At 69.3% G+C, this 14,932-nt stretch carries 17 protein-coding genes; 12 read left to right on the top strand and 5 right to left on the bottom strand.

Translation table 11 applies throughout. The features are described from left to right. The first annotated feature begins 174 nt into the window (after positions 1 to 174). A complete protein-coding gene (locus HUA75_RS35915) occupies positions 175 to 426 on the top strand; it encodes a hypothetical protein (protein ID WP_141648505.1) in 252 nt (83 codons plus the stop codon). A gap of 69 nt (positions 427 to 495) precedes the next feature. On the opposite strand, the gene HUA75_RS35910 is transcribed toward HUA75_RS35915, so the two are convergent. Further along, the gene (locus tag HUA75_RS35910; RefSeq protein WP_141648506.1) at positions 496 to 738 is read right to left on the bottom strand and encodes a hypothetical protein; all 243 of its coding nucleotides are present in this window, start codon (positions 736 to 738) and stop codon (positions 496 to 498) included. Positions 739 to 1,144: 406 nt separating this feature from the next. On the opposite strand from HUA75_RS35910, the gene HUA75_RS35905 reads away from it, so the two are divergent. Then, positions 1,145 to 2,227, top strand: coding sequence for a zinc ribbon domain-containing protein (locus HUA75_RS35905; protein ID WP_141648507.1), 1,083 nt, complete (start codon positions 1,145 to 1,147; stop codon positions 2,225 to 2,227). A 13-nt stretch (positions 2,228 to 2,240) separates the two neighbouring features. Next, positions 2,241 to 3,203 (top strand): DHH family phosphoesterase, encoded by a 963-nt coding sequence (locus HUA75_RS35900; RefSeq protein ID WP_141648508.1) that lies wholly within the window; start codon positions 2,241 to 2,243, stop codon positions 3,201 to 3,203. 12 nt (positions 3,204 to 3,215) lie between these two features. Here HUA75_RS35900 and HUA75_RS35895 read toward each other — a convergent pair whose 3' ends face one another. Further along, complete coding sequence (locus tag HUA75_RS35895) at positions 3,216 to 3,797, bottom strand: nucleoside triphosphate pyrophosphatase (protein WP_141648509.1); 582 nt, start codon at positions 3,795 to 3,797, stop codon at positions 3,216 to 3,218. A gap of 108 nt (positions 3,798 to 3,905) precedes the next feature. Here HUA75_RS35895 and HUA75_RS35890 point away from each other — a divergent pair, with 108 nt between their 5' ends. Both HUA75_RS35890 and HUA75_RS35885 read left to right on the top strand, forming a co-directional pair. Beyond that, positions 3,906 to 5,123 carry a metallopeptidase family protein gene (locus tag HUA75_RS35890; protein ID WP_141648510.1) on the top strand — a complete coding sequence of 406 codons (1,218 nt, stop codon included), beginning with the start codon at positions 3,906 to 3,908 and terminating at the stop codon, positions 5,121 to 5,123. A 5-nt stretch (positions 5,124 to 5,128) separates the two neighbouring features. After that, positions 5,129 to 6,316, top strand: coding sequence for a class I SAM-dependent rRNA methyltransferase (locus HUA75_RS35885; RefSeq protein WP_174458549.1), 1,188 nt, complete (start codon positions 5,129 to 5,131; stop codon positions 6,314 to 6,316). Between the two features lie 27 nt (positions 6,317 to 6,343). Here the strand turns inward: HUA75_RS35885 and HUA75_RS35880 are convergent, their stop codons facing one another. Together HUA75_RS35880 and HUA75_RS35875 are read right to left on the bottom strand one after the other, a co-directional pair. Continuing rightward, positions 6,344 to 6,841, bottom strand: coding sequence for a caib/baif family protein (locus tag HUA75_RS35880; RefSeq protein ID WP_174458550.1), 498 nt, complete (start codon positions 6,839 to 6,841; stop codon positions 6,344 to 6,346). Positions 6,842 to 6,870: 29 nt separating this feature from the next. Next, positions 6,871 to 7,434: a hypothetical protein gene (locus HUA75_RS35875; RefSeq protein WP_246137789.1), complete on the bottom strand. Its 564-nt coding sequence runs from the start codon at positions 7,432 to 7,434 to the stop codon at positions 6,871 to 6,873. 34 nt (positions 7,435 to 7,468) lie between these two features. Here HUA75_RS35875 and HUA75_RS35870 point away from each other — a divergent pair, with 34 nt between their 5' ends. The 4 genes from HUA75_RS35870 (at position 7,469) to HUA75_RS35855 (ending at position 12,112) form a co-directional block, all read left to right on the top strand. Then, a complete protein-coding gene (locus HUA75_RS35870; protein WP_174488969.1) occupies positions 7,469 to 9,532 on the top strand; it encodes an ATP-dependent helicase in 2,064 nt (687 codons plus the stop codon). 195 nt (positions 9,533 to 9,727) lie between these two features. Beyond that, on the top strand, positions 9,728 to 10,174 hold the full coding sequence (gene rplM, locus HUA75_RS35865; RefSeq protein WP_141649452.1) for a 50S ribosomal protein L13: 447 nt from the start codon (positions 9,728 to 9,730) through the stop codon (positions 10,172 to 10,174). A gap of 14 nt (positions 10,175 to 10,188) precedes the next feature. After that, positions 10,189 to 10,590, top strand: coding sequence for a 30S ribosomal protein S9 (gene rpsI, locus HUA75_RS35860; protein ID WP_046712181.1), 402 nt, complete (start codon positions 10,189 to 10,191; stop codon positions 10,588 to 10,590). A gap of 136 nt (positions 10,591 to 10,726) precedes the next feature. Continuing rightward, on the top strand, positions 10,727 to 12,112 hold the full coding sequence (locus tag HUA75_RS35855) for a type IV pilus twitching motility protein PilT (RefSeq protein ID WP_174464180.1): 1,386 nt from the start codon (positions 10,727 to 10,729) through the stop codon (positions 12,110 to 12,112). Between the two features lie 45 nt (positions 12,113 to 12,157). Here HUA75_RS35855 and HUA75_RS35850 read toward each other — a convergent pair whose 3' ends face one another. Next, positions 12,158 to 12,895, bottom strand: coding sequence for a hypothetical protein (locus tag HUA75_RS35850; RefSeq protein ID WP_141642446.1), 738 nt, complete (start codon positions 12,893 to 12,895; stop codon positions 12,158 to 12,160). A gap of 35 nt (positions 12,896 to 12,930) precedes the next feature. Here HUA75_RS35850 and HUA75_RS35845 point away from each other — a divergent pair, with 35 nt between their 5' ends. From HUA75_RS35845 to HUA75_RS35835, 3 genes are read left to right on the top strand one after another with little or no spacing between them, the layout of a single operon-like run. After that, positions 12,931 to 13,434: a regulatory protein RecX gene (locus HUA75_RS35845; RefSeq protein ID WP_174466316.1), complete on the top strand. Its 504-nt coding sequence runs from the start codon at positions 12,931 to 12,933 to the stop codon at positions 13,432 to 13,434. Positions 13,435 to 13,444: 10 nt separating this feature from the next. After that, positions 13,445 to 14,221 (top strand): outer membrane protein assembly factor BamD, encoded by a 777-nt coding sequence (locus HUA75_RS35840; protein ID WP_174458555.1) that lies wholly within the window; start codon positions 13,445 to 13,447, stop codon positions 14,219 to 14,221. Then, complete coding sequence (locus HUA75_RS35835) at positions 14,218 to 14,922, top strand: hypothetical protein (protein WP_174458556.1); 705 nt, start codon at positions 14,218 to 14,220, stop codon at positions 14,920 to 14,922. Before HUA75_RS35840 ends, HUA75_RS35835 begins: the two co-directional genes overlap by 4 nt. Positions 14,923 to 14,932 lie beyond the last annotated feature (10 nt).

The raw sequence follows: 14,932 nt of genomic DNA, 5'->3' as shown, positions 1-14,932 counted from the left end.
GCAGTCCCGGCCATCCCTCTCCGTGCTCGGCCCGCGTTCCGGTGAAGTGTCCGGGGCGCGGACCTTCCGTCCTTCGCGTGCGACGCATCGAGCCTTGCGGCTCGGGGTGTCACCGGAATAGGCAGGGGCCCTCGGTCCGCCACATGCGTATGGGCCGTGCCCCGGAGGACTCGGATGAAGACTGGCCTCGTGACGCTCGGTGTCCTGCTGTTCGCTGGCTGTGCCACCGTGCCGACCGCGCGGCTGGACGATGGCGGCGGTGGCACCGTGGCCGCTGACCCGCACCCGGACGTGGAGCCTGTGCGCCTGGAGACGCGCGCGGGCACCTTCCTGGTGCACCCGAACAACGCCGAGGACTTCTCACGCGCGCTCGCGGGCGAGCCTACCCAGCAGAACTACACCAGCGAGCTGCTGGCGGGAGACTGACACCCAGACCTCCCGGCCGCGTCCCGAGTCGAGGGTGCGGCCCGAGGAAGCCTGGGACGCTGTCGCGCTTCAACCTACGACGATGATGCGGCGCCCCAGGGCCCGCGCCATCTGGGGCGAGGTCATTACCTCCAGCGCCTCACCGAGCTCGCCACCAGCCGTGTCGAAGGCCGCGGCGATGACTTCCCCTACGGTGAGCTGGGCCCTCTCCGCGGCCACCCGGGCCCGCTGAGCCGTCCGCCGGAGCGCGGGCATCACCCGGCGACCCTGCCTGCGGACCGTGACGCTCTTGCGTGTCGTCCTCTTGGCCATGTGCTCCTCCCACCACGCGGTTCAGCGCGGGTGAGTACACCTGGGGTCTGACATATGCAGACGAGGTGCCAGTCGGAGGCTCACCTGGCAGGTAACCTGCTCTACGGGATTTCCCTGTAGTGAAGCAGGGTTCCAGGTTCACCACCTCACGGTAAACGTCGGGGTTCGGAACCGATTCCTCGTTCTGTCGAGATTTTTCGTTCAGCCAGCCCGGGAATCTCGACGTTTCGTTCAAGAGTCGAGAGTCGGCCAGAAGCCGCAAGGACTGCGAGTGTGCTCAGTCTTGAATGACTCAGGTGTCATTCGAGCCCCGCCCTTTTGGTCGAAAAATTGGCACTGCGGGGTGAGGCTGACACGCGAGTCGCGCTCTCGTGGGCGGAGTGTTCAGTGCGGTATACGCCGGCGCATGCCTCAGACCCTCTGCCCGAGCTGCGGTCATAGCCCCATTCCCCGGGGTGCCACGGCCTGTCCCGCCTGTGGTGAGCCGTTCGATCATCTCCAGTCCTACAAGAAGGTCGGCCGCACGCGGCTGGACAGGTTGGGGGACGCGGTGGACGACGACGCCACGGTGTTCGGTGGCGACCTGGTGACGAGCGCGGTGTCCGCCCATCCAGGGCCCGTGGCGGGTGTGCTGGGGGCGAGCGCGGCGGCGTGGTTCCTGCGAGCCGGTGGCGTGTTGGGCTCGCTCCAGGACCCCTCGTGGACGTACGGGCTGGTGGCGCTGGACCTGGTGCTCGCGCTGGTGCTGGTGGTCAACCGGGGGCCCGCGAAGGGGCTCGCGCAGACGGGGCTGGTGGTGCAGCTGTTGGCCACGGCCTGGCTTGCGCGCGCGGCGCCGACGGCCCCGGTGCACGTGGCCTACTTCGCGCTGGGACTGGTGGCGCTGACGCTGGTGCTGGGCGAGCCTGGCGCCGCGCGGCGGTACGTGGGCCTGGGCCTGGGCCTCGCCGTGGCGCTGGCGTCGTCGGTGCTCCTCGCCATTCCGGGGACGCTGACTCCGGGGGGCGGTGGCGGCGTCCGCCAGCTCCTGGTCGGCAGCGAGCTGGGATACCGGCTGGAGCTGCCCGTGGGGTGGGAGCGGCTGACGCGCGAGCAGCTCTCCACGCACCTGGTGCTGCCCACGGCGACGCTGAACGGCAGCGGCGTGGGCTTCGGCGACGTGGCGCGGGGACGCTTCGGTCTCTTGTGGGTGGAGCGCTCGCCGGGTGTGTCGCTGGCGGCGGGGTGTCAGGGCCTGCTGCGCTCGTTGGGTGGGGCGTCGAATGCGCCGTTGACGCGGCCCGCGCCCGCGGCGCTGGGTGGCCGCACGCAGCTCTACGCGCTGAACACGTCGGCGGGGGCGCGAGGCACGCTGGGCTGCGGGCTGCTGGCGGATGGTCGATTGGTGGGGCTGGCCGTCGTCGCCGCCGGGTCGGGTGATGTACAGACGGGCGATGCGCAGGGGGCCGCGGCCTTCGCGGCGGTGGGCGAGGGACTCGCGTTGCAGTAAAGGGCAGCCCGCCATGAACGTTCAGGTCCTCTTTCACGACAACTGCTTCGACGGTGCCGCGAGCGCCGCGGTGTTCTCCCGCTTCTATCGGGAGCGCGTCCGCGCGGACGCGGCCTTTGGCTACCAGGGCCTGAATCACAAGCCGGGCGCGGAGGGCATCGACCCGGCGGTCTTCACTGGCGAGGAGAACGTCATCGTCGACTTCCGCTACAGCCAGGACGCGCGGCTGACGTGGTGGTTCGACCACCATGCCTCCGCCTTCCAGCAGCCAGGGGACGAGGCGCATTTCCGTGCGGACACGAGCGGGCGCAAGTTCCACGACGGGCACCGCAAGAGCTGCACGAAGTACCTGGCGGACGTGGCGCACGAGCGCTTCGGCTGGGATGCGTCGTCGCTCTCGGACCTCATCCACTGGGCCGAAATCATCGACGGCGCCCAGTTTCCGTCGCCCCAGATGGCGGTGGCGCTGGAGGAGCCCGCGCTGCGCATCATGACGGTGCTGGAGGCGAACAAGGACCCGGCGCTCATCCCCGAGGTCATCCGGCGCATGCAGTCGGAATCGCTCGCGGAGCTCGCCGCCTCGCCGCTCATCGCCACGCCGCTGGCCCCGCTGCTCTCGCGTCACCAGGGCCACATCGAACTGGTGCGAGCGAAGGCCCGCTACGAGCGCGGCGTCGTCTTCTTCGACCTGGTGGACGAGGGCGTCGACAGCCTCAACAAGTTCATCGCGTACGCGCTCTATCCGGATGCGCGCTACACGCTGTGGGTGGGCAAGGGCGCGTCGCGAGCCAAGGTGTCGCTCGGCTCCAACCCGTGGAAGCCGGAGCTGCGCAAGCACGACCTGTCGGCGATTGCCGGTCGGTTCGGCGGTGGCGGTCACCCAGTGGTAGCGGCGGCCAGCTTCAAGGCGGACCAGTCCGACAAGGCCCGCGCCGCGTATCAGGAGATTCTCGCGGAGTTGTCCACCGCGGGCTGACGGAGGGGCGGACTACCGGCGCTCGAAGAACGGGAAGCCGGCCTGCCGCAGCAGTCGCACCACCGTCACCATGGGCAGGCCCTGCACGTTGGAGCGGTCTCCGTCCAATCGCGCCAGCAGGGCCTGTCCCGCGCCTTCCACGCGGTAGCTGCCGCAGCAGCCCTCCCACTCGTTCAGGTCCAGGTAGCGCTCCAACTCGTCGGGCGTCACGGCGTGGAAGGTGAGTCGGGCGGTCTCCACGGCCTCGCTGACGTGGCCTCCGGGGCCCACGAGGCAGACGCCGGTGTGGATGTCGTGGGTATGGCCCAGCAACTTGCCCAGTTGCCCGCGCGCGGCGTCGCGGTTATCGGGCTTGGTGAGCGTCTCGCCGGCGACTTCGACGAGCTGGTCGGCGCCCAGCACCCATGCGTCCGGGTTGCGCGCGTGGACCGCGCGGGCCTTGCGGGCCGCCAGCTCCCGGACGGCCTCCTTCGCGGACAGGTGGGGAGCCACTGTCTCGTCCACCCCTGGGGATTGGGTGCGGTAGGGCAGGCCCAGGCCATCCATCAGCGCTCGGCGGGCGCTGGACGTGGACGCCAGAATCAAGTCTCTCATGGGGCTCCCACCCTAGTTCACCCGAGCGCGCTCGGGGATGCCGCCTGCCGAGCGAGCATGCACGTCCCCGCTTCCCGGCCACGAGGTGATGCCGTAGCCTGACGCCCCATGTCGCGGCGCGGTCTGCTCGCCCTCTGCCTTCTCCTCACCGCGTGTAAGCGGAACGCCTCGGCCCCGGAGACGGGAGACGCCGGTCCGCCGGAGGTGTCCTCGGTGAAGGCCCCGGCGGCCAATGCCTCCCCGGCGGAAGGTGCCGACGTCGCCTCGCGTCCCGTGCAGCCGCTCGCGGTGTGTCGCGCGCAGGGCAGCTCGCCGCTGGACGCGGCGCGCGGGTACTACGACGGAGGTCGCTTCGAGGAGGCGCTGTCGTGCGCGGCGCAGGCGGCGGCCCTGGAGCCGGACCTCGCGGCGGCCCATGCCGAGCGCGGCGTGGCGCTGGCCGCGCTGGGACGCGAGCCCGAGGCCCAGCTCGCCTTCGCGCGGGCGCTCGCCATCGACCCGGGGGACTCGGATGCGCTGCTGGGCGCGGCGCACCTCTATGCCGTGCAGCTGCCCTCCACGCGCGAGCGAGACGAACTGGGCACGCTCTACGCCGAGCGCGGCCTGTCTCAGCCCGGCACGCCTCCGGAGCTGATTCCGCATCTGGCGCTGGTGGCGGCCATGGCCTTCAACGACCTGGGCCAGTCGGAAGAGGCCCTGGCGCGCGCGGCCATCGTCCTGGCCCGGGAGCCGGGCAGCCGGGAAGCGCTCTACGAGCGGGCCCTGGCCCTCTTCGAGCTGTGTCGCTTCGCCGAGGCGAAGGTGGCCTTCCAGGGGCTCGTGTCCGACGCGGAGCGCGCCGCGCATGCGCACCAGCACCTGGGCTTGTTGCTGGAGCGAGAGGGGAAGTGGAAGCAGGCGCAGGTCCACTTCGACAAGGCCCGGAGCCTGGCGCCGGAGGACTTCCCGACGCCGCCCCTGCCTGGCGAGGACGCCTTCCGCGTGGACGTGGCGCGGGCCGTGTCGGAGCTGCCCGTGGACATGCGGGGCGACTTGGAGGGAGTGCCCGTCACCGCGGAGGAGCTGCCCGCCGAGGGTGACTTGCTGGCCAACCAGCCTCCGCTGTCGCCCACCATCCTTGGATTGTTCAGAGGGCCGCCGCTGGGCGCGCCGTGCGACGGAACCGAGACACCGTGCCGCTCCGTGGTGCTCTACCGACGCAACCTGGCGAGGGCCGTGCGCACGCCGGCGGAGCTGCGCGAGCAGATTCGCGTGACATTGCTGCACGAAATCGGGCATCTGCGAGGGGAGGACGATGAAGAACTGGCCGCGCGCGGCCTGGAGTGACGCGAATGGCCATCAACGTAACGCTTCCCGTGGCACGTACGACTCCCAAGGGCGCGAAGTCCCTGCGCACCGGAAACCCCTGGCTGTACCGCACCGAGCTGGCCGCCCCCCCCGACGTGACGGGCCCTGGCGCGGTGGTGCTGGTGGTGGACTCGCAGGGCAACCCCATTGGCCAGGCCCTCTATGCGCGGCGCTCCCCGCTGGCGCTGCGGCTGCTGACGCGCAAGCCCCCTCGCGAGCAGCCGGTGAACGACCTCTTCTTCCGTCGTCGCCTGGAGGCCGCGCTCGCGCGCAGGTCCTCGCTGTCCGGGCGCGACGGTCTGCGGCTGGTGCATGGTGAGTCGGACCAGCTGCCCGGCCTCTTCGTGGACCGCTATGGCAAGGGCCTGACGCTCCAGACGCTCTCCGAGGGCATGGACGCCCGCAAGGAGTCCCTGGCGAAGATGCTGGTGGAACTCACCGGCGCCACCCACGTGGTGTGCCGCGACGACGCCTCCGGCCGCGACTTCGAGGGCCTTCCGCGCGAGTCGCGCTTCCTGCACGGCGAGGGCGAGTCTCGCTTCACGTACCACGAGGGCGACAACCGCTTCGAAGTGGACCTGCTGGGCGACATGAAGACGGGCGCCTTCCTGGACCAGGTGGACAACCACCTGCGCGCCGGAGAGCTGGCGCGCGGCGAGGCGCTGGACCTCTTCAGCTACCACGGTGGCTTCGCGCTGGCCCTGGCTCGCAACTCCGAGTCGGTGCTCGCGGTGGAGCAGGACGAGAAGGCCGCGGCGCGCATCGGCGAAAACGCCCGCGCCAACAACCGGACGAACGTCAGCGTGGAGAACGCCAACGCCTTCGATGTGCTCAAGCGCTTCGACTCACAGAGCCGGCGCTTCGACACCATCGTGTTGGACCCGCCGGGGCTCGCCAAGCGCCGCGAGGGACTGGAGACCGCGCTGCGCGCCTACCACGAGCTGAACCTGCGCGCGTTGCGCTGCTTGAAGCCGGACGGACTGCTCGTCACCTGCTCGTGCTCCGGCAAGCTGGACCGCGCGGGCTTCGAGGAGATGCTGCTCGGCGCCGCGGCGGACGCCAAGCGCCCGATTCAGATTCTGGAGCGCCGGGGCGCGGGCCTGGACCACCCGGTGCTCGGTGGGTTGCAGGAGACGGAGTACCTCAAGGCCCTCTACGTGCGCGCCCTCTAGCAGCGCGCACGGGGACGACGGGGCTGCTCACGACAGCCCCAGCTCCTTGCGCAGCTTGCCCACGACCTTGAAGTACTCGGTTCGAGGGAAGGGGACATTGAGGATGTGGAAGTCCTTCTTGGCCAGCCCCACGCAGCCGAAGCAGTAGTTGCAGTCCTGCAGGTTGCGGCAGAGCACCAGGTACGCGCTGGTGGTGCAGTTCTCGCTCTGCAGGCAGTAGGCGCACGCGTGACAGCTCTTGCACTCCACGCAGTGCGAGCAGTTGTTGCACAGCTCGCACCGCGTGCAGTGGGTGCACTGGAAGCAGCTGTCGCAGTCCTTGCAGAACATGCAGTTGGCGCAGCGCTGACATCCCTCGCATGCGTAGGAGCCGGGGTTGCCGGGGTCCGACGCAAAGCTCTTGGTGAGCTTCTGGAGTTGTTCCAGGAACTCCCGCTTGCCGAGCGTCGCCACCAACGCGCGTGCGGCCTTCTCCGCGGCGAGCGGATCCACTGCGTCGGGCCGCGTACCTTTCTCCTTCACCACCCGGGACACTCCTTGCCCATTGTCGGGGCTCACTGAAGCCGGGCCAGCCCGGCCAGGTCGATTCCACGCGCCACCCGCCGCACCTCCACCGTACCCGGGAAACCCCGGCTGGTGACGGCCACCACGAAGCGGTCGCCCACCAGCAGGTTGGCCTCCGCCAGCGACTCCTCCGCGTCGTACCTCACGAAGCCCACCGCGTCCTTCCAGTGGATGGGGGCCGCCGGGTCGCTGGGTGCCCGGTCCTTGGCCCGCTCCGCCGCGTCGCGGATGGCCTGTCCAATCTTCTCGCCCATCGTGGTGTCCACGATGCGCACCTTCACCTCTCGTCCCTCACCTCGGGTGAACAGGCGCTCGGCCTCGGAGACGGACACCTCGCCGTACTTGCCGGTGGAGCCCTGGGTGCGCGCGACGGTGAACCCCTCCAGCGTCTCTGGGAGGAAGGGGGCCAGCGTCTTGAAGTACACGCAGGGCGCGCTCGCGGCGGGCACGGAGGCTTCCACCTCGCGTGAGGCGCCGTCACGGTCCAGGCATCCGACACCTGGAGCGAGCGCGAGCAGGGCGGCGGTGAGGCGGAGGAGAAAGTTGTCGCGCACGGACGAATCAAAGGGTATCCCCGGCCCGCGCGCAATGGACCTCTCGAAGCTCAACCCTCCGCAGCGCGAGGCCGTGGTTACCCTCCAGGGGCCCTTGCTGGTCCTCGCGGGTGCTGGCAGCGGGAAGACTCGCGTCATCACCCACCGCATCGTCCACCTGCTCAACGAGCGACCAGACCACATCCTGGCTCGCAACATCCTCGCCGTCACCTTCACCAACAAGGCGGCGACCGAGATGAAGGAGCGCCTGGTCCACATGGCCGGGCCGCGCGCGCAGGGCGTGCTGGTGTGCACCTTCCACGCCTTCGGCGCGGAGATGCTCCGCGAGGACATCCATCGCCTGGGGTGGCCCAAGAAGTTCGCCATCGCGGACATGGGTGATCAGCTGGCCATCATCCGCCGCGCCATGCGCGAGCACCGCATCGACGACCGCGCCTTCGACGCGCGCAAGGTGCTCAACCTCATCTCCAAGGCGAAGAACTCCGGCAAGGCCCCGGAGCCCAAGCCGGAGGGCATCGGTGATGACTACGACCTCATCACCCACATGGTGTACCCGGGCTACCAGCTCGCGCTGAAGGCGCAGGGCTCGGTGGACTTCGATGACCTGCTCCTGTTGCCCGCGCGGCTGCTACGCGAGCACTCGGACCTCTACGTCAAGTACACGCGCCGCTTCCGCTACCTCCTGGTGGACGAGTTCCAGGACACCAACATGGCCCAGCTCGACGTGCTCAAGCTGATGGCCGGCGAGTCGCGCAACGTGTGCGCGGTGGGTGACGACGACCAGTGCATCTACTCGTGGCGCGGCGCGGAGGTGCGCAACATCCTCCACTTCGACCACTTCTTCCCGGGTGGGAAGGAGGTGCGACTGGAGCAGAACTACCGCTCCGTGCAGATGGTGCTGGACGCGGCCAACGCCGTCATCGCGAAGAACCCCGAGCGCAAGGCCAAGCAGATGTGGACCGACCGCAAGGGCGGCCCCAAGGTCAAGGTCGTGGCGTGCCCCAATGACGAGGAGGAGGCCCGCTTCGTCGCGCACGAAATCCAGAAGCACGTGTCGCTGGGCGTCCTCGAGGACGACATCGCGGTGCTCTACCGGACCAACGGCCAGTCCCACCCGGTGGAGGAGATGCTGCGCGAGAAGGGCATCTCCTACGAAGTCGTGGGCGGCAGCGAGTTCTTCGACCGGCGCGAGGTGAAGGACGTCATCGCGTACTTCAAGGTCATCGTGAACCGGCTGGATGAAATCTCCCTCATGCGCATCGTCAACGTCCCGTCCCGGGGCATCGGCGACGTGACGATGGAGCGGCTGCACGGGCACTCGCGCTCCGAGGGCGTCACCCTGTGGACGGTGATGCGCAAGGCCACCGAGTACGAGGATTTGCCCCCCGGCGCCGGCGAGAAGGTCCGCGAGTTCGTGGAGCTGGTGGAGCGCTACCGCGCCGCGTACGAGCACGGCCAGCTGGCCACCGTGACGCGCAAGCTCCTGGAGGAGATTGGCTTTCGCGAGGCCACGCGCGCACACGCGCCCAGCGCCACCAGCGCGGACAAGAAGCTCAAGGGCGTGGATGGGGTGCTCGGCTCGCTGGAGCGCTTCGAGAAGCGCGAGGGCCCCAAGGCCAGCCTCCTGACGTACCTCAACCGCCTCAGCCTGGACACGAAGCAGGAGGAGGACGACGACGTGCCCGGCGCCAACCGCCGCGTCACCCTGATGACGGTGCACGCGTCCAAGGGCCTGGAGTACCGGCTCGTCTTCTTCATCGGCATGGAGGAGGACCTGATGCCGCACGGAGGCATGCAGGGCGAGGCGCAGAACCTCGAGGAGGAGCGCCGCCTCTGCTACGTGGGCATCACCCGCGCCAAGGAGACGCTGTACCTCACGCGCGCCGTCACCCGCGTGAAGCGCGGCAAGGAAGTCCCCCGGACGCCCTCCCGGTTCCTGGAGGACCTCCCCCCGGAGGTCGCCGAGCACGTCGCCATGGACGCGCCGCGTCAAGGTGACCCCACGCCGGAGGAGAAGAACTTCTTCGCGAACCTGAAGGAGCGCTTCAAGAAGCCGGCGCCCGGGGCTCCGGGGGGCGGTGGGGTGCCTGGGCGGTAGGGTGGGGTGGGGGCGGCAGACAGGCTTTCCAGGGGCGAGGCCCCACCAACCTTGACTTGATCCCCCATGCCGACTAGGAGGGTCGGCCTTTCCAGGCCTCCGTGGAGTTTCAACGGCGGACCTGCGGTTGGTTAGGCACGTTCAGCGGTTCCCCGGCATGCACCTGGCGGCCGCGAGAAGTTTGGAGTGCAAGAAATGTCGCAGAAGACCTACAGCGCGAAGGCTGGGGACATCAAGCGCCAGTGGCACGTCATCGACGTGTCCGACAAGGTGCTGGGCCGCGCGGCGAGCCAGATTGCCACCCTGCTCAAGGGTAAGCACAAGGCCATCTACACGCCGTCCATCGATACGGGCGACCACGTCATCGTCATCAACGCCGAAAAGGTGAAGGTGACGGGAACGAAGGAGCAGGACAAGCTCTACTACCGGCACTCCCGTGCGGGTTTCCCCGGTGGTTTGAAGATCACCAACCTGGAGAAGCTCCGCCAGCGTCACCCCGAGGACGTCATCCTCAACGCCGTGCGCCGCATGTTGCCCCGCAACGCGCTCGGTCGGCAGATGATGACGAAGCTGAAGGTCTACGCAGGTGACACCCACCCGCACGCCGCCCAGAAGCCGGCCGCGTTCGCGGTCGAGGCGTAAGGGAGACAACGTCCATGCCCATTCACCAAGAGCTCGGTTTCTACGCCACCGGCCGCCGCAAGGAAGCCACCGCCCGCGTGTGGCTCCGTCCCGGCACGGGTCAGGTCACCATCAACGGTCGGGAGATCAACGACTACTTCGGTCGTGAGACCTCGAAGATGGTGCTCAATCAGCCTCTCGAGATCCTCGAGCAGAAGGGGAAGCTCGACGTCACCGTGAACGTTCGCGGCGGCGGTCTCTCCGGTCAGGCCGGTGCCATCCGTCACGGCATCGCCCGCGCCCTGTGCGCCTTCAACCCGGAGTTCCGTCCGGCGCTGAAGAAGGCCGGCTTCCTCACCCGCGATGCTCGCGCGGTCGAGCGCAAGAAGTACGGTCAGCCGGGCGCGCGTCGCCGGTTCCAGTTCTCCAAGCGCTAACCGCTCAGGTTGGTTGCTCGGTTGTCTCCCGCGGCGGAGGCTCTCTCACGAGGGTCTCCGCCGTGGTGTTTTCCGGGACTCACCATTTCCCTCGGTCGCTTCGGCGCGGGGGCGTCTGCTACGATTCCAGGCGCCCATGGAACTGAATGAGATTCTCCAGATCGCCCTGCGCGGCGGTGCCTCCGACATTCATCTCAAGGCAGGCCTGCCTCCCATGTTCCGGGTGGATGGCTCGCTGGTGCCGTTGAAGGACGGTCGTCGCCTCCCTCCGGAGGAGGTGGCGCGCATGGCCTTCGGCATCATGAACGAGTTCCAGAAGGAGAAGTTCAAGTCGAGCAACGAGGTGGACCTGGCGTACGGCGTGCCGGGCCTGGGCCGCTTCCGCGTGAACGTCTTCCAGCAGCGCGGCACGGTGGGCGCGGTGCTGCGTGTCATCCCGTTCAAGGTGATGACCATGCAGGACCTGCTGCTGCCGCAGGTGCTGGCGAAGATTTGTGGTGAGGAGCGCGGTCTGGTCCTGGTGACGGGGACGACGGGCTCCGGCAAGTCCACGACGTTGGCGGCGATGATCGACCACATCAACGCCAACGAGACCAGCCACATCATGACGATTGAGGACCCCATCGAGTTCCTCATCCGGGACAAGCGCTCCATCGTGAATCAGCGCGAAGTGGGCGTGGACACGATGAGCTTCGCGCAGGCGCTCAAGAGCGCGCTGCGACAGGACCCGGACGTCATCCTCGTGGGCGAAATGAGAGACCACGAGACCATCGAGACGGCGCTGCACGCGGCGGAGACGGGCCACCTCGTCATGTCGACGCTGCACACGCTGGACGCGACCGAGACGGTCAACCGCATCGTCTCCGCCTTCCCTCCGCACCAGCAGAAGCAGGTGCGCATCCAGCTCGCGAGCGTGCTCAAGGGCGTGGTCAGCCAGCGTCTGGTGCCGCGCGCGGACGGCAAGGGCCGCGTGGCCGCGGTGGAGGTGCTGCGCGTCACCGCGCGCGTGCGCGAGCTCATCGAGGACAAGGACCGGACGAAGGAGATTCACGACGCCATCGCCCAGGGCACCGACTCCTACGGCATGCAGACCTTCGACCAGTCGTTGATGAGCCTGGTGCGACAGGGACTCGTCACCTACGAGGAGGCCCACCGGCAGGCGTCCAACCCGGACGACTTCGCGCTGCGCTTCTCCGGCATCAGCGGCACGTCCGACTCGAAGTGGGACAACTTCGACGCGAAGCCCGGCGATGCCCGCCCGATTCCCGGCTCGGCCGCCTTCGCGCAGAAGGGGGCTCCCACGGGAGCCGCCGCGCCGCCTCCGGCTTCACCGCCCACGCCGGTGCCCGCCCAGGCCCAGCGTCCGGGCCCGCCCATGGCTCCCGCCGCCGCCCGCCCGCCCGCGCCCGCCCAGGCCGCGCGTCCACCGGCCCCCGCGCCCGCCGCACGTCCTCCCGCTCCGGCCCCCGCGCCCGCACCGGCGGCCGGCGGCGACGACGACTTCCAGATCGAACGCTTCTGATGTGACAGCGGGGCCCATCCAATCGAACGGATGGGCCCGGCGTCTCTACGCGTCTTCCTCGCCGAGCATGGCGCGCAGCCGCGACAGGCGCAGCGGCCCCATGAGTCCCTCACGCGAGAGCACCTGGAGCAGCTGCGCGGTGGCGTGCACCTTGGCCTCCTGCTCCTCCTCGGGCTTGTTGGCGATCTCCGCGTCGAAGAGCGAATCGATGTGCTCGGGGTTGATGGGCGCGGGCCCTTCTTCCCAGGCGATGTCGAAGAGCGCACGGGCCATGGTCTCCCGCACCTTGCGCTCGCCGTCGTTCGGCGCACCCTTCACGAACCCGAGGAAGAGGGCGTCCACCGCTTCCTTGGTGAGCCCCGCCAGCGCGGGCACTTCGCCCAGGGACTCCTTCACGTAGTCCCGGTCGAACGAATCCACGTCCTGCGCGTAGCCGAAGGCTTCCTCCAGGAGGATGGAGGCGATGAACGCGTCCGTCTCCTCCTCACTGGCTCCTTCCTCGGCCAGCGCCTCGCGGGCCTTGCGAGCCGGCTCGGCCAGCTCCGCGTCCTCCATCAGCGCGCGCGCCGAGGCATGGGCCGCCAGCAGCACGAGCGCGGCCTGGGCATCCGAGGACAGGACGCGGCCTCCCACGTCCATGAGGATGGAGGCCTGGCGCGGGTGAGCCTTGGCGGCCTCGGTGAAGGACTTCTCCTCCGGAGCGAGGGACTCTCCCGCCTGCTGCTTGCGGAGCGTCTCCTTCGCGACATCGGCGGTGAGGAAGCGGGCGAGGACAGGGTGCATGCCCGCGCCTGTTACCACATGCTACGTATCCCGCCATGCTCTCGGAGGATGAAGGACCGGAGGCCGTCCAGCGCGCCACGGATGCGGGCCTCAAGCTCCTGGCGGCCCGCGCCCGCACCCGCCACGAGCTGCTCCAGGCCCTGGAGAAAAAGGGCTTCCCGGCCTCCGTGCGCGACGCCGCGCTCGCCCGGCTCCAGGGCTGGGGTTACCTCGACGACACCCGCTTCGGCCGCGAGCGCGCCGCCTCCCTCCTGAAGGGCGGCAAGGGGCCCGCGGCCGTCCTCCATCGCCTCCACTCCCATGGGTTGTCCGAGGACGAGGCCCAAGGTGCGCTCGACTCCGCCCGGGACGCGGTGGAGTTCGACGCGGTGGCCGCCGCGCGCACGGCCCTGGAGAAGCGGGGGCTGTCGGCTCGCCCGCCCGACGGGAAGGCGTGGGCCCGCGCCGCACGGTTCCTGTCGGGTCGTGGATTCTCCCAGGACGTCATCCATCAGCTCCTGGGAGAACCTTCGCTGGACCCCTCGGGGCCGGACGAATAGCGTGGCGCCGATGCGTTCCGCCGTCGCCTTCCTGACCACCGTCCTGCTGCTCACCTCCGGTTGCGCCGCCCTCTCCGGCACGCAGGGCGGAGACCCTGACTACGCCGTCACCGCCGAGGAGAACCTCCGACTCGGCAGCGAGGCCCTGGAGAACAAGGACTTCCTCAAGTCCCAGAAGTACTTCGAGTACGTCCGCGCCAAGTTCCCCTACCAGGAGGCCGCGCGCGAAGCGGAGCTGCGACTGGCGGACCTGGACTTCGCTCGCGAGGCCTTTCCGGAGGCCCGGGACCAGTACCAGTCCTTCATCAAGCTCCACCCCACCCACGCCAAGGTGGACTACGCCGCCTTCCGCTCCGCCCTCACCCACGTGGAGGAGTATCCCTCCGACTTCTTCGCCCTCCCGCCCTCGGAGGAGAAGGACCAGGTGGAGATTCGCGCGGGGCTGTCCACCATGGAGGAGTTCCTCCGCCAGTACCCCGATTCGGAGTTCGCCCCGGAGGCCAAGAAGCACGCGGACGAGGCGCGCAAGCGGCTGGCCGAGCACGAGCTGTACGTGGCCCGCTTCTACACGAAGCGCGAGCGCTGGAAGGCCGTCGCCCAGCGACTGGAGGCCCTGCTCACCAAGTATCCGGGCACGCCCTTCGAGGAGGAGGCGCTCTTCGACCTGCATGAGGCGTACGTGAAGCTGAATGACCCGAAGCGCGCGGAGGAGACGCTGCGCCAGGTGCTGCGCCGCCTGCCCGGGACTCCCGCCGCGGAGAAGGCCCAGCGCATGCTGGGCACGTGAGGACGACGCAGCAGTGGAGTCGCCTGGGCGGCCTGTTCATCGCCGGACTGGCGGTGCTCGCCGCCTGCGCGGTGCTCGTCCCCCGGCTCCTGGGCTTCGCCGCGGGGCCCGAGGCGGAGGTCATCACCGTCCTGAAGCAGACCGAGGCCTACGGGCTTTCCCTGCCCATCCCCCACGCGGCCGTGCCGCTCGTCTCCCAGGAGCACCACTTCGCCCGCATCACCGTGACGGTGGAGCCCGGTGCGAAGCGGGCGGAGGCCTTCGCCACCCTCGACTTCAAGGGGACGCTGGGCCCTACCCAGGTGGGCACGGCCGGCGTGGAGCGCGTGCCCTTCGTCTTCAAGAATGGAGACTGGGAACCCGAGCCCTCCGCCGCCCCCCGACTGGTCGCCGTGGTGGCCGCGCTGGAGGCCCGGCGCCGCGCGCTCGAGACGGCGAACGCGGAGGCCCTGAGTCGGCTGACCGTGCCGGGAAATCCCGGAGTGGCGGGACCCGAATGGGAAGAGCTGAAGATGATGCGAGGACGCGTCTATCGGGCGGAGGCGTGGTACATCCGTTTGGAGCGGGAGGAGGCGGTCGTCACGGAGCACTGGCGGCTGCAGGGCTCTCTCCCGTCGAGGCCGGTGGACACCCGGGGCCAACGGTCGCTGTCGCTCACGCTTCACGGTGATGAATTCTTGTTTTCGCCCGGGCTCATGTAGGCTACCTGCG

This window comes from Myxococcus sp. CA040A, assembly GCF_013336725.1.
Lineage (GTDB): Bacteria > Myxococcota > Myxococcia > Myxococcales > Myxococcaceae > Myxococcus > Myxococcus llanfairpwllgwyngyllgogerychwyrndrobwllllantysiliogogogochensis.
The sequence above is the reverse complement of the archived record's forward strand: the minus strand, read 5'-3'. Positions and strand labels throughout refer to the sequence as shown.